General features: G+C 70.4%; 15 protein-coding genes. 9 read left to right on the plus strand and 6 right to left on the minus strand.

The window, feature by feature from the left end; genetic code table 11:
* Positions 1 to 193: 193 nt before the first annotated feature.
* Both ABR737_RS32360 and ABR737_RS32365 read right to left on the minus strand, forming a co-directional pair.
* Entirely contained in the window at positions 194 to 1,555 is a 1,362-nt protein-coding gene (locus ABR737_RS32360) for an aspartate aminotransferase family protein (protein ID WP_350254355.1), read from the minus strand.
* A 2-nt stretch (positions 1,556 to 1,557) separates the two neighbouring features.
* Positions 1,558 to 2,049 (minus strand): Lrp/AsnC family transcriptional regulator, encoded by a 492-nt coding sequence (locus ABR737_RS32365; protein WP_350254356.1) that lies wholly within the window; start codon positions 2,047 to 2,049, stop codon positions 1,558 to 1,560.
* A gap of 168 nt (positions 2,050 to 2,217) precedes the next feature.
* Here ABR737_RS32365 and ABR737_RS32370 point away from each other — a divergent pair, with 168 nt between their 5' ends.
* Positions 2,218 to 3,672 carry a gamma-aminobutyraldehyde dehydrogenase gene (locus ABR737_RS32370; RefSeq protein ID WP_350254357.1) on the plus strand — a complete coding sequence of 485 codons (1,455 nt, stop codon included), beginning with the start codon at positions 2,218 to 2,220 and terminating at the stop codon, positions 3,670 to 3,672.
* Between the two features lie 150 nt (positions 3,673 to 3,822).
* Complete coding sequence (locus ABR737_RS32375) at positions 3,823 to 5,004, plus strand: polyamine ABC transporter substrate-binding protein (protein ID WP_350254358.1); 1,182 nt, start codon at positions 3,823 to 3,825, stop codon at positions 5,002 to 5,004.
* Between the two features lie 88 nt (positions 5,005 to 5,092).
* Here the strand turns inward: ABR737_RS32375 and ABR737_RS32380 are convergent, their stop codons facing one another.
* Together ABR737_RS32380 and ybiA are read right to left on the minus strand one after the other, a co-directional pair.
* The gene (locus tag ABR737_RS32380; protein ID WP_502964418.1) at positions 5,093 to 6,166 is read right to left on the minus strand and encodes an adenosine deaminase; all 1,074 of its coding nucleotides are present in this window, start codon (positions 6,164 to 6,166) and stop codon (positions 5,093 to 5,095) included.
* A gap of 171 nt (positions 6,167 to 6,337) precedes the next feature.
* Positions 6,338 to 6,961, minus strand: coding sequence for a riboflavin biosynthesis intermediates N-glycosidase (gene ybiA / locus ABR737_RS32385; protein WP_350254361.1), 624 nt, complete (start codon positions 6,959 to 6,961; stop codon positions 6,338 to 6,340).
* A 201-nt stretch (positions 6,962 to 7,162) separates the two neighbouring features.
* Between ybiA and ABR737_RS32390 the strand changes: the two genes are divergently transcribed.
* The 6 genes from ABR737_RS32390 (at position 7,163) to ABR737_RS32415 (ending at position 14,461) form a co-directional block, all read left to right on the plus strand.
* The gene (locus ABR737_RS32390) at positions 7,163 to 8,680 is read left to right on the plus strand and encodes a gamma-aminobutyraldehyde dehydrogenase (RefSeq protein WP_350254362.1); all 1,518 of its coding nucleotides are present in this window, start codon (positions 7,163 to 7,165) and stop codon (positions 8,678 to 8,680) included.
* A 105-nt stretch (positions 8,681 to 8,785) separates the two neighbouring features.
* On the plus strand, positions 8,786 to 10,033 hold the full coding sequence (locus ABR737_RS32395; RefSeq protein ID WP_350254364.1) for a polyamine ABC transporter substrate-binding protein: 1,248 nt from the start codon (positions 8,786 to 8,788) through the stop codon (positions 10,031 to 10,033).
* A gap of 57 nt (positions 10,034 to 10,090) precedes the next feature.
* Complete coding sequence (locus ABR737_RS32400; RefSeq protein ID WP_350254365.1) at positions 10,091 to 11,254, plus strand: ABC transporter ATP-binding protein; 1,164 nt, start codon at positions 10,091 to 10,093, stop codon at positions 11,252 to 11,254.
* On the plus strand, positions 11,251 to 12,189 hold the full coding sequence (locus ABR737_RS32405; protein WP_350254366.1) for an ABC transporter permease: 939 nt from the start codon (positions 11,251 to 11,253) through the stop codon (positions 12,187 to 12,189). The genes ABR737_RS32400 and ABR737_RS32405 overlap by 4 nt, the downstream gene beginning before the upstream one ends.
* Entirely contained in the window at positions 12,189 to 13,037 is an 849-nt protein-coding gene (locus ABR737_RS32410; protein ID WP_350254368.1) for an ABC transporter permease, read from the plus strand. The genes ABR737_RS32405 and ABR737_RS32410 overlap by 1 nt, the downstream gene beginning before the upstream one ends.
* Before the next feature lie 5 nt (positions 13,038 to 13,042).
* Positions 13,043 to 14,461: an NAD(P)/FAD-dependent oxidoreductase gene (locus ABR737_RS32415; RefSeq protein ID WP_502964419.1), complete on the plus strand. Its 1,419-nt coding sequence runs from the start codon at positions 13,043 to 13,045 to the stop codon at positions 14,459 to 14,461.
* A 208-nt stretch (positions 14,462 to 14,669) separates the two neighbouring features.
* Here the strand turns inward: ABR737_RS32415 and ABR737_RS32420 are convergent, their stop codons facing one another.
* Together ABR737_RS32420 and gabT are read right to left on the minus strand one after the other, a co-directional pair.
* The gene (locus ABR737_RS32420; RefSeq protein WP_350254370.1) at positions 14,670 to 15,464 is read right to left on the minus strand and encodes a phosphatase PAP2 family protein; all 795 of its coding nucleotides are present in this window, start codon (positions 15,462 to 15,464) and stop codon (positions 14,670 to 14,672) included.
* Positions 15,465 to 16,060: 596 nt separating this feature from the next.
* A complete protein-coding gene (gene gabT / locus ABR737_RS32425) occupies positions 16,061 to 17,410 on the minus strand; it encodes a 4-aminobutyrate--2-oxoglutarate transaminase (RefSeq protein ID WP_350254371.1) in 1,350 nt (449 codons plus the stop codon).
* 277 nt (positions 17,411 to 17,687) lie between these two features.
* Here gabT and ABR737_RS32430 point away from each other — a divergent pair, with 277 nt between their 5' ends.
* Positions 17,688 to 19,904, plus strand: coding sequence for an ATP-binding protein (locus ABR737_RS32430; protein ID WP_350254373.1), 2,217 nt, complete (start codon positions 17,688 to 17,690; stop codon positions 19,902 to 19,904).
* The last annotated feature ends 165 nt before the right edge of the window (positions 19,905 to 20,069 follow it).

The raw sequence follows: 20,069 nt of genomic DNA on the forward strand, positions 1-20,069 counted from the left end.
TCGTTCCCCCGACCGGGTGAACGACCATGGAGGGTATCGGTCACCAGCACGGTAAGGACTGGTGACCCCCGGTATTCGTGGCTTGGCAGCACAACGGCCCAGATTCACTCGTATGGCTTGAAGTGAGTGAATCTGAGCCGCTGGATGTTCGGTGTTCAGTTGTGGACGAGTGCACCAGGAGGTGACGTGAGGGTCACAGCTTGGCCCAGGCCTCGGTGAGGACGGAGCGCAGGATCTGCTCGATCTCGTCGAACACCGGCTGGTCCGCGATCAGCGGCGGCGCGAGCTGGATGACCGGGTCGCCACGGTCGTCGGCGCGGCAGTAGAGACCGTTGTCGTACAGCGCCTTGGAGAGGAAGCCGTACAGGACGCGCTCGGTCTCCTCGTCGTTGAAGGACTCCTTGGTGACCTTGTCCTTGACGAGCTCGATGCCGTAGAAGAAGCCGTTGCCGCGGACGTCGCCGACGATCGGCAGGTCGTGCAGCTTCTGCAGGGTGCTCAGGAAGTTGCCCTCGTTGTCGAGGACGTGCTTGTTGAGGCCCTCGCGCTCGAAGATGTCGAGGTTGGCGACGCCGACGGCCGCGGAGACCGGGTGGCCGCCGAACGTGTAGCCGTGCAGGAAGGTGTTGTCGCCCTTGTAGAACGGCTCGGCCAGGCGGTCGGAGATGATGCAGGCGCCGATCGGGGAGTAGCCCGAGGTCATGCCCTTGGCGCAGGTGATCATGTCCGGGACGTAGCCGAACTTGTCACAGCCGAACATCGTGCCGAGGCGGCCGAAGGCGCAGATGACCTCGTCGGAGACGAGCAGCACGTCGTACTGGTCGCAGATCTCGCGGACCCGCTGGAAGTAGCCGGGGGGCGGCGGGAAGCAGCCGCCGGCGTTCTGCACCGGCTCCAGGAAGACCGCGGCGATGGTCTCGGGGCCCTCGAAGAGGATCTGCTGCTCGATCTGGTCGGCGGCCCAGCGGCCGAAGGCCTCGGGGTCGTCGCCGTGGATCGGGGCGCGGTAGATGTTGGTGTTCGGGACCTTGTGCGCGCCGGGGACCAGCGGCTCGAAGGGGGCCTTCAGGCCGGGCAGACCGGTGATGGACAGGGCGCCCTGCGGGGTGCCGTGGTAGGCCACCGCGCGGGATATCACCTTGTGCTTCATCGGCTTGCCGGTGAGCTTGAAGTACTGCTTGGCCAGCTTCCAGGCGGTCTCGACGGCCTCGCCGCCACCGGTGGTGAAGAAGACCTTGTTGAGGTCGCCCGGGGCGTGGTGGGCCAGGCGCTCGGCGAGCTCCACGGCCTTGGGGTGGGCGTAGGACCACACGGGGAAGAAGGCCAGCTCCTGCGCCTGCTTGTAGGCGGTCTCGGCGAGCTCGACCCGGCCGTGGCCGGCGTTGACCACGAAGAGGCCGGCCAGGCCGTCGATGTAGCGCTTGCCCTTGTCGTCGTAGATGTTGGTGCCCTCACCGCGCACGATCGTGGGCACGGGGGCATTCTCGTACGACGACATGCGGGTGAAGTGCATCCACAGGTGGTCGTAGGCCGTCTTGGAGAGGTCGCCGCTCATCGTTATCTCGTTCCCCAGGTGTAGGTCTGCTTCCGGAGCTTGAGGTACACGAAGCTCTCGGTGGTCCGGACGCCGGGAAGCGTGCGGATCCGCTTGTTGATCATTTCCAGAAGGTGGTCGTCGTCCTCGCAGACGATCTCGATGAGGAGGTCGAAGGAGCCTGCCGTCATGACGACGTACTCGACCTCTTCCATGGTCGTCAGGGCGTCGGCCACGGGGTCGAGGTCACCTTCGACGTTGATGCCGACCATTGCCTGCCGGCGGAAACCGACCGTGAGGGGGTCGGTGACCGCGACGATCTGCATCACGCCTTGGTCGAGCAGTTTCTGTACGCGCTGGCGTACCGCCGCTTCGGACAGGCCGACGGCCTTGCCGATCGCGGCGTACGGACGGCGCCCGTCCTCCTGGAGCTGCTCGATGATCGCCAGGGAGACGGAGTCGATCGACGGGGTGCCGGTCCTGTCATGACCGTTACGGGGAGCCACGCCGTTCACTGTGCACGAGCCTCGTCTGTCTTGCAACCCTGAATCGATGAAATTAGTCGTGTCGCGATCGAAAATGCACTGATTCCGTTGTTCCCGGGTGGCGGGTGTGTCGAAAACGTGGGTTCCATGGCTAGGGTGGAGCCACATCACCGGATATCTGACTGAAGGGGGCGCACAGTGACCACCGCACTGCGTCGTCTGCGCAACTACATCGACGGGGAGTTCCGGGACGCCGCCGACGGGCGGACCACGGAGGTGGTCAATCCCGCCACGGGTGAGGCGTACGCCACCGCCCCGCTCTCGGCCGCCGCCGATGTGGACGCGGCCATGGCTGCCGCCGAGGCCGCCTTCCCCGCCTGGCGCGACCTGATCCCGGCCGAGCGCCAGAAGGTCCTGCTCAAGATCGCCGACCGTTTCGAGGAGCGGGCGGAGGAACTGATCGCCGCCGAGTCCGAGAACTGCGGCAAGCCGATCGCGCTCGTACGGTCCGAGGAAATCCCGCCGATGGTGGACCAGATCCGCTTCTTCGCGGGTGCCGCCCGGATGCTGGAGGGCCGCGCGTCCGGCGAGTACATGGACGGCTTCACCTCCATCATCCGCCGTGAGCCGGTCGGCGTCTGCGCCCAGGTCGCGCCGTGGAACTACCCGATGATGATGGCCGTGTGGAAGTTCGCCCCGGCGCTGGCCGCGGGCAACACCGTCGTCATCAAGCCGTCGGACACCACCCCGGCCTCCACGGTGCTGATCGCCGACATCATCGGCAGCGTGCTGGACGAACTGGGCCACTCCCGCGGCGTGTTCAACGTGATCTGCGGTGACCGCGAGACGGGCCGCCTGATGGTCGAGCACAAGGTCCCCGCGATGGCCTCGATCACCGGCTCCGTGCGGGCCGGTATGCAGGTCGCCGAGTCCGCTTCCAAGGACCTCAAGCGGGTCCACCTGGAGCTGGGCGGCAAGGCGCCGGTCGTCGTCTTCGAGGACACCGACATCCCCAAGGCCGTCGAGGACATCTCGGTCGCCGGCTACTTCAATGCCGGCCAGGACTGTACGGCCGCCACCCGTGTCCTGGTCCACGAGTCCATCCACGACGAGTTCGTCGCCGCGCTGGCCAAGGCCGCCGCGGAGACCAAGACCGGCGCGGTCGACGACGAGGACGTGCTCTACGGCCCGCTGAACAACGCCAACCAGCTCAAGCAGGTGAAGGGCTTCATCGAGCGGCTGCCCGCGCACGCCAAGATCGAGGCGGGCGGCGAACAGGTCGGCGACAAGGGCTACTTCTTCGCCCCGACCGTCATCTCGGGCCTCAAGCAGGACGACGAGATCGTCCAGCACGAGGTCTTCGGCCCGGTCATCACCGTCCAGTCCTTCTCCGACGAGAAGCAGGCGGTCCAGTGGGCCAACGGCGTCGAGTACGCGCTCGCGTCCTCGGTGTGGACCAAGGACCACGCCCGCGCCATGCGGATGTCCAAGACCCTCGACTTCGGCTGTGTGTGGATCAACACCCACATCCCGCTGGTCGCCGAGATGCCGCACGGCGGATTCAAGAAGTCCGGCTACGGCAAGGACCTTTCGGCCTACGGCTTCGACGACTACACCCGCATCAAGCACGTGATGACCTCGCTGGACGGCTGACCCGGCCGATCCGGGCCGGCCCAACGGCCGATCCGGGGATCCGCACCGTCGGGCGGCGCGGAATGCTCGACACACCGTCGCGGGCGGAGGCCCGGCAATGGACGCTCTGTCTCTTGCCGCCTCCGCCCGCGGCACGTGAGAGTGCACGCCATGGCTGATCTTTCGCGGCGTGCGCTGCTCCGGGGTATGGGCGGAATGGGTGTGACGGGGGCGCTGGCCGCCATGACCGGCTGCGGGGTGCCGCCCGCGTACGTCAAGGAGGCGGACCGCGGCGGAGCGGACCGGTCGGCACAGGACCACAGGCTCGTCTTCGCGAACTGGCCCCTCTATATCGACGTCGACGAGCACCACAAGCAGCGCCGGCCCACCCTCGACGCCTTCGAGCGGCGCACCGGGATCTCCGTGACGTACACCGAGGAGATCAACGACAACGACGAGTTCTTCGGCAAGATCAGCCCCGCGCTGATGAACCATCAGAGCACCGGCCGGGACCTGATCGTCATCAGCGACTGGATGTGCGCCCGGTTCGTACGGCTGGGGTGGGTGCAGAAAATGGACCGGGCGGCCCAGCCGCATGTCGCCGCGCACCTCGATCCGCTGCTGCGCACCCCGCACTTCGACCCGGGCCGTACGCACTCCGTGCCCTGGCAGTCCGGGATCACCGGCATCGCCTACAACCGCAAGAAGCTCGGCCGGGAGATCAAGCACACCTCCGACCTGTGGAAGGACGATCTGCGCGGCCGGGTCACCCTGCTCTCCGGGCTCGACGAGTCGTTCGCACTGCTGATGCAGGGCGAGGGGGTGGACATCACCCGCTGGAAGGCCGACGACTTCTACCGGATGACCGACCGGATACGGCGCCTGGTGAGCAAGGGCCACATCAGGCGGTTCACCGGCAACGACTACATCAAGGACCTGGACTCCGGGGACGTGCTCGCCGCGCAGGCCTACTCGGGCGATGTGATCCAGCTCCAGGCGGACAACCCGGACATCGAGTTCGTGGTGCCGCAGGAGGGCGCCGAGCTCTGGGCGGAGAGCCTGCTGATCCCCAACCTCGCGGAGCACAAGCGCAATGCCGAGCGGCTGATCGACTACTACTACCGGCCGGAGGTCGCCGCGGAGCTGGCCGCCTGGGTCAACTACGTCTGTCCCGTACCGGCCGCGCGCGAGGTGCTGGCCTCGTCCAAGGACAAGGAGCGCGCCGCGCTCGCCGAGGACCCGCTGATCTTCCCCGATGACGCGATGCGCAAGCGGCTGGCCATCGCCCGCGACATCACGTCCAAGGAGCGGCCCGCATTCGCCAAGGAGTGGAACGGGATCGTGGGGTTGTAGGGGTTGTAGGGATTGCAGGGGGCGTACGGCACAGGGGGCGGCCCTGTGCCGTACGCCCCCTGTGCCGTCTCGCCGGCCGCCGTCGTGGCTATCCGCGCCAGGCCGCCGTGTAGCTGTCGATCTCGGCCGTCAGCCGCGTCTTGGCGGCGGTGTCCATGAAGGAGGCGGTGACGGCGTTCCGGGCGAGGCCGGCCACACCGTCCGCGTCCAGGCCCAGCAGCCGGGCGGCTACGCCGTATTCGGTGTTGAGGTCCGTTCCGAACATCGGCGGGTCGTCGCTGTTGATCGTGACCAGCACGCCCGCGTCGACCATCTCCTTGAGCGGGTGTTCCTCCAGGGTGCGCACCGCGCGGGTGGCGATGTTGGAGGTGGGGCAGACCTCCAGCGGGATGCGGTGCTCGGCGAGATGGGCGAGCAGCGCGGGGTCCTGGGGGGCGCTGGTGCCGTGGCCGATGCGCTCGGCGCGGAGTTCGGTGAGTGCGTCCCAGATGGTGCCGGGGCCCGTGGTCTCGCCGGCGTGCGGCACGGAGTGCAGACCGGCGGCGATGGCGCGGTCGAAGTACGGCTTGAACTGCGGGCGGGCGACGCCGATCTCGGGGCCGCCGAGCCCGAACGAGACCAGTCCCTCGGGCTGCAGGTCGCAGGCGATCCGGGCAGTTTCCTCGGCGGCCGCCAGGCCCGCCTCACCGGGGATGTCGAAGCACCAGCGCAGCACCACGCCCAGCTCCGACTCCGCCGCCTTGCGGGCGTCCTCGATGGCCTCGACGAATGCGGCGTCCGGAATGCCACGGCTGGTCGAGCTGAAGGGGGTGACGGTCAGTTCGGCGTAGCGGATGTGCTGGCGGGCCATGTCCCGGGCGACCTCGTAGGTCAGCAGCCGGACGTCCTCGGCGTCGCGGATCAGGTCCACGACGGAGAGGTAGACCTCGATGAAGTGCGCGAAGTCGCGGAAGGTGAAGTAGTCGACCAGCGCTTCGGGGTCGGTGGGGACGGCGGAGTCGGGGTGCCGCGCCGCCAGCTCGGCGACGATGCGCGGGGAGGCCGACCCGACGTGGTGGACGTGCAGCTCCGCCTTGGGCAGGCCCGCGATGAAGGCATCGAGATCGGACAACGGTTCCTCCTGGACAAGGGATGCGCAGTGTGCGCGGAGAGGCCCCGTCATGCTAAGCGGGGCGCGGGCGGCCGCGGGGCGCAGGTCTGCGGACCGGCCTCGGCGCCCTGCCTCCCAGGGAGCCGCGGCCCCCCGGGGAAGCCCCGGCCCCCCAAACCCCGGCCCCCAAAAAAACCGGCCCACGGCTTCGAGCCGGAAAGCCCGGCCCACCCAAGGCCCGGCCTACGGCTTGGGGCCGCCCCCTTCCCGCAGTATCTGCCGTGCCTCCATCAGCGCGAAGCCCAGCAGATTCAGACCCCGCCAGCGCTCCGGGTCCGCGGCCCTCTCGTCGTCCGCGGCGAGTCCGATGCCCCATATGCGGTCCATCGGGCTGGCCTCCACCAGTACCCGGGAGTTCGTGCCCAGCAGGAACTCCCGCAGCGCGGCGTCCTGGCCGAATTTATGGACGCTGCCCTCGACGACCAGGCCGAAGCGCTGCCGCTGCCAGGTCTCCTCGTCGAAGCCGCGGACCCGGCGCCCGGCGTCCTTGGCCTGCTTGGGGTGCCCTGCCGCGATCGCGCGCTGCTCCGCCTCCGCGTCGTCGAACAGCCTGGCCTTGCCGGCCATCATCCAGTGCTCGGCGGTGGCGTACCGGACCCCGTCCACGGTGAAGGGGGAGGGCCACCACTGGCTGAAGCAGCTCGGGCCGAGGCTGCCGTCGCGCCGGGGGCTGTGGCCCCAGAAATGGACGTATTTGACGGGCTTGCCGCCGGCGGTGGCGCGGCACAGTTCCCCGACCGAGCGCGGCCCGTCCGCGGCGCGCCCGGCAGCTTCCCCCGTGGTGATCCCTGTGACGTCGTGCATCATGCCGGGATTCTGTCAGCGGGCACTGACAACGTGTCGGGGCTTGTACGGCAAGAATCGCAGAATTCGTCGCGTAACCAAAAGGCAACAACGGAATCCCTTGTTGAGACCCCTTTACTCTGTCAAGATCGGCCATCGATTCCGGAAATAGCTACGCCAGGCAGTGCCGCTGAGCGGCCCCGGTGCCCGGCGGAGGAGAACACCATGGATCACCGATTCGATGCCACCGAGCGGTTCGCCGAGGGCGCCCAATTCATCGCAGGCAGTCTCCGGAGCGGCAGTTCCGGACGTACCCAGGCCGTCGTGGACCCGGCCACAGGCGAGACGGTGTACTCCTATGAACTCGCAGGTACGGCGGATGTGGACGCCGCTGTGCAGGCAGCGCAGCGGGCGTTTTCGGAGTGGGGCGGTGCCACGCCGGGCGAGCGCTCCGACGCCCTGCACCACTTCGCGGCCGCGCTCGCCGAGGACGCCGCCGACCTCGCCGCCGCCGAATCGCTGAACTGCGGAAAGCCGATCAAGCTCAGCGAGGAGTTCGACGTACCGGGTTCGGTCGACAACGCCGCGTTCTTCGCGGGCGCCGCCCGTCATCTGGAAGGCAAGGCGGCCGGCGAATACAGCGCCGACCACACCTCCGTCATCCGCCGTGAGCCCATCGGTGTCGTCGGCTCCATCGCCCCGTGGAACTATCCGCTGCAGATGGCCGCCTGGAAGGTGCTGCCGGCCATCGCCGCGGGCAACACCATCGTCCTCAAGCCCGCCGAGATCACCCCCTTCACCTCGCTGCTGTTCGCGCAGGCCGCCCGGCGCGCGGGGCTGCCGGACGGCGTCATCAACATCGTCTCCGGGGCGGGCAGGGACGCCGGCGAGCACCTGGTGGGCCACCCCTCCGTGGCGATGACCTCCTTCACCGGCTCGACCGGCGTCGGCAAGCGCGTCGCCGAGATCGCCACCGGCACCGTCAAGCGGCTGCACCTCGAACTCGGCGGCAAGGCCCCCTTCGTCGTCTTCGACGACGCGGACCTGGAGGCCGCCGTCCACGGGGCGGTCGCCGGCGCGCTGATCAACACCGGCCAGGACTGCACCGCCGCCACCCGCGCCTACGTCCAGCGCCCGCTCTACGACGCCTTCGTCAGCGGCGTCGCCGATCTGATGGCGACCGTACGGCTCGGCGACCCCTTCGACCCGTCCACCGACCTGGGCCCGCTGATCTCGCACGCCCAGCGCGACCGGGTGGCCGGCTTCGTCGAGCGGGCACGCGGCTACGCCACCGTCGTCACCGGCGGCGAGGCGCCCCAGGGGGAGCTGGCCAAGGGCGCGTACTACCGGCCCACACTGATCGCCGGGGCCGCCCAGGACAGCGAGGTCGTGCAGTCCGAGATCTTCGGTCCGGTGCTGGTCGTGCTGCCCTTCGACAGCGACGACGAGGGCATCGCGCTGGCCAACGACACCCCCTACGGGCTGGCCGCCTCCGCCTGGAGCCGGGACGTCTACCGCACCGGCCGCGCCAGCCGCGAGATCAACGCGGGCTGTGTCTGGATCAACGACCACATCCCGATCATCAGCGAGATGCCGCACGGCGGGGCCAAGGCCTCCGGCTTCGGCAAGGACATGTCGGCCTACTCCTTCGAGGAGTACACGCAGGTCAAGCACGTCATGTACGACAACACCGCGGTGGCGCGCAAGGACTGGCACCGCACGGTCTTCGGGGACCGCCCGTAAGGGACGCCCCGCCTGGGCCCCCGGGGCCCTTTCCCTGCGGCCGGCGCCGCGGGCCTCGTCATCACCGGCCGAGCGCCGGGCTCATCCCCTGAAAGGGCACTGCGCATGGAGCACCACGAGCAGCCCGAACCCCTGTCCGCGGCCGAACTCACCGCCATGCGCCGCAGTGCGACCGACGGCCGGCTCGCCATGACCCGCCGCTCCCTGCTGCGCGCGGGGGGCGCCATGGCGGCCGCGGCCGGCGGCCTCGGGGCCCTGGCGTCCTGCGGAATCCCGCCCGCGGGCCGTACGGACGCCGGCCGCTCCGAGGACCACTCCAGGGCGGAGAAGCGCCTCAACTTCTCCAACTGGACCGAGTACATGGACGTCAGCAAGGACGGCAAGCACCGGCCGACGCTGGACCGCTTCACCCGGCGCACCGGCATCGCCGTCAAGTACACCGAGGACATCAACGACAACGACGAGTTCTTCGGCAAGATCCAGGCCCAGCTGGCGGCCGGCCAGGACACCGGCCGCGATCTGATCGTGCTCACCGACTGGATGTGCGCACGCATGATCTCCCTCGGCTGGATCCAGCAGCTCGACCCGGCCAACCTGCCGCACGCCTACGCCAACCTCTCGGCGCAGTACCGCGACCCCGCCTGGGACCCGGGCCGGGCGCACTCCTACGTCTGGCAGGGCATCCCGGCGATCATCGCGTACAACAAGAAGGCCACCGGCGGGAAGAAGGTCGACTCCATCAGCCAGCTGCTGGAGGACCCGCAGCTCAAGGGCCGGGTCGGCTTCCTCTCCGAGATGCGCGACAGCGTCGGCCTGACCCTGCTCGACATGGGCAAGCGCCCCGAGGACGTCACCGCGGACGACTACGACGCGGCCCTCGCCCGGCTCCAGAAGGGCGTCGACTCCAAGCAGATCCGCCGCTTCACCGGCAACGACTACACCAACGACCTGGACAAGGGCGACCTGGCCGCCTGTGTGGCCTGGGCCGGGGACGTCGTCCAGCTCCAGAACGACAACCCGGACATCGCCTACGCCGTCCCCAAGTCCGGCTACATGGTGTCCACCGACAACCTCATGGTGCCGAACAAGGCCCGCCACAAGCAGAATGCCGAACGGCTCATCGACTACTTCTACGAGCCGAAGGCGGCGGCCCGGCTCGCGGCGTACATCAACTACGCCTGCCCCGTCGACGGCGTGCGCGACGAACTCGCCAAGATCGACAAGAAGGCGGCGGACAACCCGCTGATCCTTCCGGACAAGGAGATGGCGGCCCGGTCGCACTCCTTCCGTGCCCTGAGTGCCAAGGAGAACAAGGAGTTCGCCCAGAAGTTCTCCGACCTCACCGGCGCCTGACCCCACCCGCCGGGCCCGCCCGAGCCGTTTCGCCCTCCGACCCACGGGACGACCGACATGACCCACACCGCGACCCCCCAGAGCAGCGGCGGCGACGTCCGCCTCCACGGGATAAGCAAAACCTACGGCTCCTTCACCGCCGTTCATCCCCTCGACCTGACCGTCCCCGCGGGCTCCTTCTTCGCGCTGCTGGGCGCCTCGGGCTGCGGCAAGACCACCACCCTGCGCATGATCGCCGGACTGGAGGAGCCGACCACCGGGACCGTCGAGCTCTCGGGCGAGGACGTCACCGCCCTGCCGCCCTACAAGCGCCAGGTCAACACCGTCTTCCAGAACTACGCCCTCTTCCCGCACCTGGACATCTACGAGAACGTCGCCTTCGGCCTGCGCCGCCGCGGCATCAAGTCCGTCAAGAAGCAGGTCGAGGAGATGCTCGACCTCGTCCAGCTCGGCCCGATGGCGCGCCGCAAGCCGCAGCAGCTCTCCGGCGGCCAGCAGCAGCGGGTCGCGGTCGCCCGCGCGCTGATCAACCACCCGCAGGTGCTGCTGCTCGACGAGCCGCTGGGCGCCCTCGACCTCAAGCTGCGCCGCCAGATGCAGCTGGAGCTCAAGCGCATCCAGACCGAGGTCGGCATCACCTTCGTGCATGTGACCCACGACCAGGAGGAGGCCATGACGATGGCCGACACCGTGGCCGTGATGAACGGCGGCCGGGTCGAACAGCTCGGCGCCCCCGCCGACCTCTACGAGAACCCCGGCAGCACCTTCGTCGCCAACTTCCTGGGCACCTCCAACCTCATCGAGGCCGAGGTCGTCGAGGCCGGCGGCGAGGAACTGGTCCTCAAGGCCGGTGCCGCCACGCTGCGGCTGCCGGCCGGCCGGTGCAGCGCCACGGCCCGCACCGGCGAGAAGGTGCTCGCCGGCTTCCGGCCCGAGAAGGTGACCCTGGCGCACGCCGACGACGCCGGGTCCCTCGCCGAAGGCCGCAACCGGCTGCCCGCGCGGATCAAGGACGCCAGCTTCATCGGAGTCTCCACGCAGTATGTGATCGAGGCTCCGGGCCTGGGCGAACTCGCCGTCTACGAGCAGAACATCGAGCGCGACGGGCGCCTGGTCCCCGGCGCCGAGGTGGTCCTGCACTGGAGCCCGGCACACACCTTCGGGCTGGATGCCACCCAGGACATCCAGGCCGGCGCGGACCTCGACGAGGAGGCCGCATGACCACGACCGAGACGCCCGCGCCACCGGACGGGCAGGCCGGGGCCGCCCCCCTGGAGGTGCGCAAGACCCCCGCCCGCAAGCGCCTCGTCCCCTACTGGCTGCTGCTGCCCGGCATCCTGTGGCTGATCGTGTTCTTCGCCGCCCCGCTCGTCTACCAGGCGTCGACCTCGATCCAGACCGGCTCCCTCGAAGAGGGCTTCAAGGTCACCTGGCACTTCGCCACCTACTGGGACGCGCTGGGCGAGTACTGGCCGCAGTTCGTCCGCTCGGTGGGCTATGCCGCCGTGGCCACCGCGCTCTGCCTGCTGCTGGGCTACCCGCTGGCCTACCTCATCGCCTTCAAGGCCGGCCGCTGGCGCAACGTCGTGATGATCCTGGTCATCGCCCCGTTCTTCACCAGCTTCCTGATCCGTACGCTCGCCTGGAAGACCATCCTGGCCGACGGCGGACCGGTCGTCGGCCTCCTGAACGCGCTGCACGTCCTGGACGTCACCAGCTGGCTCGGCCTCACCGAAGGACAGCGGGTGCTGGCCACCCCGCTCGCGGTGGTCTGCGGACTGACCTACAACTTCCTGCCGTTCATGGTCCTGCCGCTCTACAGCTCACTGGAGCGCATCGACCCGCGCCTCCACGAGGCCGCCGGTGACCTCTACGCCCGCCCGTCCACCACCTTCCGCCGGGTGACCTTCCCGCTGTCCATGCCCGGTGTGGTCGCCGGCACCCTGCTCACCTTCATCCCGGCCGCCGGTGACTACATCAACGCCGAACTGCTGGGCTCCACCGACCAGAAGATGATCGGCAACGTCATCCAGTCGCAGTTCCTGCGGGTCCTGGACTACCCGACCGCCGCCGCCCTCTCCTTCCTCCTCATGGCGGCCATCCTCGCCATGGTCACCCTCTACATCCGCAAGTCCGGGACGGAGGACCTGGTCTGATGGCCGTCCACGAGACCACCCGAGCCGCCGCGGCCCGCACCCCGAACCGGGGCCTGCGCTGGCTGCGCCGCCACATCATCACCATCGCGGGCCTGTGCACGCTGGGCTATCTGATCCTGCCCAACCTCGTGGTGATGGTCTTCTCCTTCAACAAGCCCAACGGCCGCTTCAACTACCAGTGGCAGCGCTTCTCCACGGACGCCTGGAGCGATCCGTGCGGCGTCGCCGACCTGTGCGGTTCGCTCGGCCTGAGCCTGCAGATCGCGCTGTGGGCCACCGTCGGGGCGACCGTCCTCGGCACCATGATCGCGTTCGCGCTGGCCCGCTACCGCTTCCGCGCCCGCTCCGGCGTCAACACCCTGATCTTCCTGCCGATGGCGATGCCCGAGGTCGTCATGGCCGCCTCGCTGGCGACCCTCTTCCTCAACATGGGCATCCAGTTCGGCTTCTGGACGATCCTCATCGCGCACATCATGTTCTGCCTGAGCTTCGTGGTCACCGCCGTCAAGGCCCGGGTGATGAGCATGGACCCGCGACTGGAGCAGGCCGCCCAGGACCTCTACGCCTCACCCGTCCAGACCTTCCTGCGGGTGACGCTGCCGATCGCCGCCCCCGGCATCGCGGCCGGCGCCCTGCTGTCCTTCGCCCTGTCCTTCGACGACTTCATCATCACCAACTTCAACGCCGGGTCCACCGTGACCTTCCCCATGTTCGTCTGGGGATCGGCGCAGCGGGGCACTCCCGTTCAGATCAATGTCATCGGCACGGCGATGTTCCTGGTCGCCGTGTTGTGCGTAGTCATGGGCCAGCTGGCCGGGGCCCGCCGCAAGAGGAGCAAAAGGAGCTGAGAACCATGGCACGAGCTGCCATGACCCCGTCCGCCGCGTATGCGCTCGCGGACGCCGAACCCACCCCCTTCTGGCTGGCCGACAAGGACCGCCCGGCCGCCCGGCCCGCCCTCGTCGGCGACGAGACCTGCGATCTGCTCGTCGTCGGCGGCGGCTACTCGGGACTGTGGACCGCACTGATCGCCAAGGAACGCGACCCCGAGCGCGATGTCGTCCTCATCGAAGGCGCCGAGATCGGGTGGGCGGCCTCCGGGCGCAACGGCGGCTTCTGCGCCGCCTCCCTCACCCACGGCCTCGGCAACGGCCTGGCCCGCTGGCCGGACGAACTGGCCACCCTCGAAGAGCTCGGCATCCGCAATCTCGACGCCATCGGGGAGGCCGTCGCCCGCTACGGCATCGACTGCGCCTTCGAGCGCACCGGCGAGATCGACATCGCCACCGAGCCCCACCAGATCGCCGAACTCGAGGAGTTCGCCGAGGACGCCGCGGGGCTCGGGCTCGACCGGCACACCTTCCTCGACCAGGACGCCCTGCGCGCCCAGGTCGACTCGCCGACCTTCCTCGCCGGCCTGTGGGACCGCGACGGCGTCGCCATGGTCAACCCGGCCCGTCTCGCCTGGGGCCTGAAGCAGGCCTGCCTGGGGCTCGGCGTCCGCATCTACGAGCGCACCCGGGCCACCGACCTCGCGTCCGAAGGCCTGGGCATGGCCGTCCGTACGCCCTACGGCCGGGTCTTCGCCCGCCATGTGGCACTGGGCACCAACGCCTTCCCGTCGCTGGTCAAGCGGGTCCGCCCGTACGTCGTCCCGGTCTACGACCACGCCCTGATGACCGAGCCGCTGACCGACGAACTGCTCGCCGCCATCGGCTGGAAGAACCGCCAGGGCCTCTCGGACTCCAACAACCACTTCCACTACTTCCGCATCACCGAGGACAACCGCATCCTGTGGGGCGGTTACGACATCGTCTACCGCTACGGCGGCGGCGTCCGTGCCGAATTCGACCACCACCCGGCCACGTACGAAAAGCTCGCCCGGCACTTCTTCCGCTGCTTCCCGCAGCTGGAGGGGCTGCGCTTCACCCACACCTGGGGCGGCGCCATCGACACCTGCTCCCGCTTCTCGGCCTTCTTCGGCACCGCGCACGCAGGACGGGTCGCCTATGCCGTCGGCTACACCGGACTCGGCGTGGGCGCCACCCGCTTCGGTGCCGAGGTGATGCTCGACCTGCTCTCCGGCGAGCGCACCGAGCGTACGGAACTGGAGATGGTCCGCAGCAAGCCGCTGCCGTTCCCGCCCGAGCCGCTGCGCTGGGCCGGCATCGGGATCACCCAGTGGTCGATGACCCGGGCCGACACCCATGGCGGACGCCGCAATCTGTGGCTGAAGGCCATGGACAAGGTGGGGCTGGGCTTCGACAGCTGACGCGCAACGGGGCGGGGGGCGATCCCCTTTGCGGGGGCGGGCGATGACGGTCCTCGATTGCTGACGTCCCACGAGGGGCGGGCGACGGTGCGTGGCACGCCCCTGGTGCGGCCGGACGGTACGCCGCGGCCGGGGTCAGGGGCCGTCCGGCCCCGCCCCGTCGGACGCCTCCCGGCGCACCGCCCGGCCCCGGCCACCGTCCCACCGGTCACTCACCGCGCACCACCCGGCCCCCGCCGCCGGCCCACCGCTCGCACACCGCACACCACCCGGCGAGCAGCACGCCGGCCAGGCACCAGCTGCCGAGGACGTCCAGCGGCCAGTGATAGCCCCGGCGCACCAGGCCGATGCCGACGCCCGCATTGAGCAGGGCGACGAGCACGACGGTGACCGGGGCCGTGGCGCTGACTTTGGGCGTGACCTGGGCCGAGGCGGTGGGCGTGCCCGAGGCCGTGGGCGTGGTGGCGGCCGCCGGAGGGTGCGGACGGGCGGCGGTCGCGCCGACGCCGGCCCGCACACCCCGCCGGCCGCGGATCAGCAACAGCCCGGCCACGCCGTACGCCACGGCCGCCGTGGCGCCATGGCCCGACGGGTAGAAGGCGGGCGCAGCGCCGGCCATCTGCGGCGGGCCCGGCCGGGCGAGCCACAGCTTGAGCGGGACGACCAGCGCGGGCACCGCGGCCAGTGCGAGGCCGGCGGCGAGCGGCGGCAGCCACCAGCGCACCGGCGCAGGGCAGTGGACCGTGCCCTCGCCGCCGCCCTCGACGTCCTCGCCCGCCTCGATGCTCCTGACACCCTGGCCGGCCCGCCACCCCGTCCACCCCACCCACACCATGACCACCGACAGCACCGGCAGTGCCACGGCCGTATTGCCGAGATCGGCGAAGAACTCGGCGAGCCCGGCGGGGATGCTCCAGGAGGCAACGATGCGGCCGAGCCGTTCGTCGAGGGTGCGCAGCGGGCCGTGACCGGCCACCTGCCAGGTGAGCACGGCGAAGAGCAAGGCGCTGAGCAGACCGGCCGTCAGCGGCGAGAAGCGCAGGGAGCCGTGACCCGACGGGTCCGCGGAGGGAAAAAGGTTCGGCCGCCTCGGAACAGGGGGGGTGGTTCCGAGGCGGCCGCGCTGACCGGTGTCCCGCGCGCCCCGGGGGGTATGGGGCGGGCGGACATCCGATCGGTGAGGATTCCCGGAAACCCCTGTGACAGGGGCACCGGTGTTGTGCGCGAGGGCACGGCCTGATCGGAACCGGGGAAGTGCCGACCGGGCGTCGCCCGCAGTCCCCTGCGAGCGGGGTGTTTCTCTCATCTGCAGGAACCGTACGGCACCGCGAGCGCCCCGGACAGTCGCATTACCCGGCCGCCATCGGCCCCGCACATCTTCTTCACGCGATGCCTCCAGTTACGCGCGTCCGCACGGAAATGAGCAGAGAAATCAGTACAGAAGGGGTACGTGGCCGAGCACGTCCACGAGGGCACCCAAGGGCGCGTCCACGGATACGAAGCGGGCGCGGCCCGGGACACGGGAGAAGCCGTGTCCCGGGCCGCGCCGGGGTTCTTGCCGCCCCGTCGTCGTGTCCGCGGGCGTCCGTTGCGTGCCGCTCAGAGCGAGGCGAAGGCGCTTTCGAGGATGTCCAGACCCTCGCCCAGCAGGTCCTCGCCGATGACCAGCGGCGGCAGGAAGCGCAGCACGTTACCGTACGTACCGGTGGTCAGGACGAGCAGGCCCTCCTGGTGGCAGGCCTTGGCCAGCGCGGCGGTGGCCTCCGGGTTCGGGTCCTTGGAACCGGACTTGACCAGCTCGATCGCGATCATCGCGCCGCGGCCGCGGACCTCGCCGACGATGTCGTACTTCTCCGCGATCGCGTTCAGCCGGGCCTTCATGACCTCGCCGATCCGGCGGGCCTTGGCGTTGAGGTCCTGCTCGCGCATGGTCTCGATCGAGCCCAGCGCCGCGGCGCAGGCCACGGGGTTGCCGCCGTAGGTGCCGCCCAGGCCGCCCGCGTGCGCGGCGTCCATGATCTCGGCGCGGCCGGTGACCGCGGCCAGCGGCAGGCCGCCCGCGATGCCCTTGGCGGTGGTGATCAGGTCCGGGACGACGTTCTCGTCCTCGCACGCGAACCACTGGCCCGTACGGCAGAAGCCGGACTGGATCTCGTCCGCGACGAAGACGATGCCGTTCTCCTTCGCGAAGCCGGCGATCGCGGGCAGGAAGCCCTTGGCCGGCTCGATGAAGCCGCCCTCACCGAGCACCGGCTCGATGATGATCGCCGCGACGTTCTCCGCGCCGATCTGCTTGGTGATCTGCGAGATGGCCTGGTCGGCGGCCTCCTGCGCACAGTTCTCCGGGCCCGTCAGCCAGCGGTAGGGGTAGGCCAGCGGGACGCGGTAGACCTCGGGCGCGAACGGGCCGAAGCCGTGCTTGTACGGCATGTTCTTGGCGGTGAGCGCCATCGTCAGGTTCGTCCGGCCGTGGTAGCCGTGGTCGAAGACGACGACCGCCTGGCGCTTGGTGTAGGCACGGGCGATCTTGACGGCGTTCTCGACGGCCTCCGCGCCGGAGTTGAACAGCGCCGACTTCTTCGCGTGGTCGCCCGGCGTCAGCTCGGCCAGCAGCTCACAGACCTCGATGTACGGCTCGTACGGCGCCACCATGGCGCAGGTGTGGGTGAACGCCTGGAGCTGCGCGGTGGCCCGGCGGACGACCGCCTCCGCGCTGTTGCCCACCGAGGTCACCGCGATGCCGGAGCCGAAGTCGATCAGCGAGTTCCCGTCCACGTCCTCCAGGACGCCGCCACCCGCGCGCTTGACGAACACGGGCAGCACGGCACCGACGCCGGCGGCCACCGTGGCCTGCTTACGGGCCCACAGCTCCTGCGACTTCGGGCCGGGGATCGCGGTGACGACGCGACGCTCCTGGGGGAGGGCCGGGCCTCCGGACAGTTCGGTCATGGCAGTCTCCTGGAGTGGAACGGGGGACGTACAGAGGTGTTGTTCTCGCAGGCTAGGGGCGGCCGGGCGGGTCTGGCATGTTCCGTTCGGGAGAAGTGCGCGTGTTGCGTTGTCCGCACCGGACATAGCGGCGGGCCGCGGCCAGTAGATTGTGCGGCGGCGCGCCCGGCAGCGGCGGACACCAGCGCGGGCATGACAATGGCACCGCGGCCGCACGACGCGGCCGGCGGCGCCAGGACGCAGCAGGCCACGGCTCAAGGGGGACAAGGGGCACCGGATGGACACCGAGGGCACGCACGACGCACAGCACACCGCTCCCCAGCGGTCGGACGGAGCGCACCGACCCGAACCCGCGGTGCCGCGCCCCGCGGCACCACCCACCCCGCCGGCCGCCGGGCCGCGCACCCCGCCACCGCCCGCCGCCCCGCCGGCCGTGCCGACCATGCCCGCCACCCCGCCGGCCACCGCGCCCCGCGGCTCCGCGGCTGTCGAACCGGCGCTGCTGAGCTGGCTGCGCACCCCGCGCCCCGGCGCCGCGCCCGGCATCTGGACCTACGGTCACCGGCCCCGCCCCGCGCAGGAGGCCGACCGGGTCCCCGGACGGCAGCTGATCAGCGGCGCGGTGATCTCGTTCCTGTGCGGGTGGCTGCTGTGGTCGTTGCTGTGGAACGGATACCTCGGCGGTTACTGGCTCTGGCCGCTGCTGCTGCTCACCCCGGACTCCTGGCGGTCGGCCGGCGGCGACAAGATGGTCTACGTCTGGGCCACCTACCTCTACTACGGGCTGGTGCTGGCGCTTCTGGTCGTCGTCTTCGGCCGCATGGGCCGCTGGCCGGAGCTCGTCCGCCGCTTCCTGGGACCGGTCCTCGGCCGCTTCCGCAACGGTGGCCCCGCCGTCCCCAGGCCCCAGCCCGCCGCCGACCGTGCGCAGTGGCCCGACCTGCGGGCGCACGGCGCCGCGGACGCCGCCGAAAAGCTCACCGCCGAGGCGCAGGCCGGCCGGATGAACGATGTGGATGTGGCCAGGATCGAGCGCGCCTGGCGCTCGGTGCGGTCCGGCAAGAACTCCCTGGCCTCCTTCACCGACACCGTGCTCCGGCAGGGTGCGGCGGCTTGTGCGCACCCGTCCGGGCGGCGCGACCTCCCGCGGCGGACCGCCCATCACGATCTGCTCGCCCACCAGGTCCGTATCGGCACCGCCGCCGACCACCAGCGCAACCCGTACCAGCACCGCGGCGCCGGATGCGCGCTGGACCCGGGGGTGCTGGGCACCTCGCTGCTCGCGGTCGGGCCCGCAGGCAGCGGCAAGACCACCCGGGTCGTCAAACCGGTGGTGGAGTCGATGTGCTTGCAGGCGCTGGCCGGGCAGTCCGCGGTGATCGCCGTCGGACCGGCCGGTTCCGACCTCGGTCCTGACGAGGCGTTCGACGTGGTGGTCAGGGTCGGCCGCCCCGATCCGGACTGCGACCTCGACCTGTACGGCGGCACCACGGACCCCGACGAGGCGGCCGGCATCCTGGCGGAGGCACTGGTCGGCGATCTCGCCGAGCAGCTGCCGGGCGGCGACAGTCGGCGCGCGGCGACCGCGCTGGCCCAGCTGCTCGGCCCCTTCCGGGCCGCCCATGACCGCTTCCCCACCGTTCCCGAGCTGCGCGAACTGCTGGACGGCGCCCCCTCGGCGATGTCCGCGCTGCGCACCGCCCTGCAGGACGGCGGCGCTCAGACCCTGCTGCGCGAACTCGACGCCCGGGTGCGCCAGTCGGAGCGCCCCGGCGATCCCGGCGTGCTCCTCGCCGACCGCCTCGCCCTCCTGGACCGGCCCGCCTTCGCCCCGTTCTTCGACCCCACGGGAGGAACCCGCCAGGTCTCCCTGCGCGCCCTCGACCATCCGCTGCGGGTCCGTGTCGAATTGCCCGAGCGCGGCCATGCGGAAGCGTCACGGATCCTCGCCCGGCTGGTTCTGGCGCAGTTCACCGAGTGTGCGGTGGCCCGCGCCGACCGCTCGTTGTTCGCCTGCCTGGTGCTCGACGAGGCCGCCCACACGATTACGGCCGAGGCGCTGCGCGGTCTGCAGCGGCTGCGCTCGGCGAACGCCGGCGCGGTGCTGACGCTGCGCTCATTGGACGACATCCCCGATGCGCTGCGCGGCACGCTGCTGGGCACCGTCGGCTGCCGGATGGCGTTCGCGGGCGTGACGACGTGGGACGGTGCCAGGTTCGCCGAGGTGTGGGGCAAGGAGTGGGTGGAGACCCGTGATGTGACGGACCGGCAGATCATTGCGGAGGGTGCCGCGATGAAGGCATTCCACCTCTTCCGTCACCTGGTCACCGGCAAGGCGGTCACCGCCAAGGCCGTCACCGTGCGCACCGTGGAGCGCGAGCGGTGGTCCGCCTCCGATCTCGCCAACGCCGTTCCGCCCGGTCATGCGGTCCTCTCGGTGACCTCGGTGGCCGGGGAGCATGCGCCGCCGGTGCTGGTGGATCTGCGGTCCTGAGGGCGGTGGGGGCCGGCCGGCGCCGGTCGGACGGTCGGTGGTCGGTTCGTGGGCGCTGATGGGGGCGACCGGGGTGGCAAGGCCCCCGTCGCCCCCTCGTCGCGGGCCCGTGCCCGCCGGGCCGGGCGGATTTGGCTGGAGCGGAGCTCCCCCGGATTCCTCCGC

It is taken from the genome of Streptomyces sp. Edi2, from assembly GCF_040253635.1.
Taxonomy (GTDB): Bacteria; Actinomycetota; Actinomycetes; order Streptomycetales; family Streptomycetaceae; genus Streptomyces.

Excerpts from the sequence above, each read along its gene's own strand:
- ABR737_RS32360 (WP_350254355.1), bottom strand. The coding sequence starts at position 1,555 with ATGAGCGGCGACCTCTCCAAGACGGCCTACGACCACCTGTGGATGCAC.
- ABR737_RS32375 (WP_350254358.1), top strand. The coding sequence starts at position 3,823 with ATGGCTGATCTTTCGCGGCGTGCGCTGCTCCGGGGTATGGGCGGAATG.
- ABR737_RS32380 (WP_502964418.1), bottom strand. The coding sequence starts at position 6,166 with ATGACGGGGCCTCTCCGCGCACACTGCGCATCCCTTGTCCAGGAGGAA.
- ybiA (WP_350254361.1), bottom strand. The coding sequence starts at position 6,961 with ATGATGCACGACGTCACAGGGATCACCACGGGGGAAGCTGCCGGGCGC.
- ABR737_RS32390 (WP_350254362.1), top strand. The coding sequence starts at position 7,163 with ATGGATCACCGATTCGATGCCACCGAGCGGTTCGCCGAGGGCGCCCAA.
- ABR737_RS32395 (WP_350254364.1), top strand. The coding sequence starts at position 8,786 with ATGGAGCACCACGAGCAGCCCGAACCCCTGTCCGCGGCCGAACTCACC.
- ABR737_RS32400 (WP_350254365.1), top strand. The coding sequence starts at position 10,091 with ATGACCCACACCGCGACCCCCCAGAGCAGCGGCGGCGACGTCCGCCTC.
- ABR737_RS32405 (WP_350254366.1), top strand. The coding sequence starts at position 11,251 with ATGACCACGACCGAGACGCCCGCGCCACCGGACGGGCAGGCCGGGGCC.
- ABR737_RS32410 (WP_350254368.1), top strand. The coding sequence starts at position 12,189 with ATGGCCGTCCACGAGACCACCCGAGCCGCCGCGGCCCGCACCCCGAAC.
- ABR737_RS32415 (WP_502964419.1), top strand. The coding sequence starts at position 13,043 with ATGGCACGAGCTGCCATGACCCCGTCCGCCGCGTATGCGCTCGCGGAC.
- gabT (WP_350254371.1), bottom strand. The coding sequence starts at position 17,410 with ATGACCGAACTGTCCGGAGGCCCGGCCCTCCCCCAGGAGCGTCGCGTC.
- ABR737_RS32430 (WP_350254373.1), top strand. The coding sequence starts at position 17,688 with ATGGACACCGAGGGCACGCACGACGCACAGCACACCGCTCCCCAGCGG.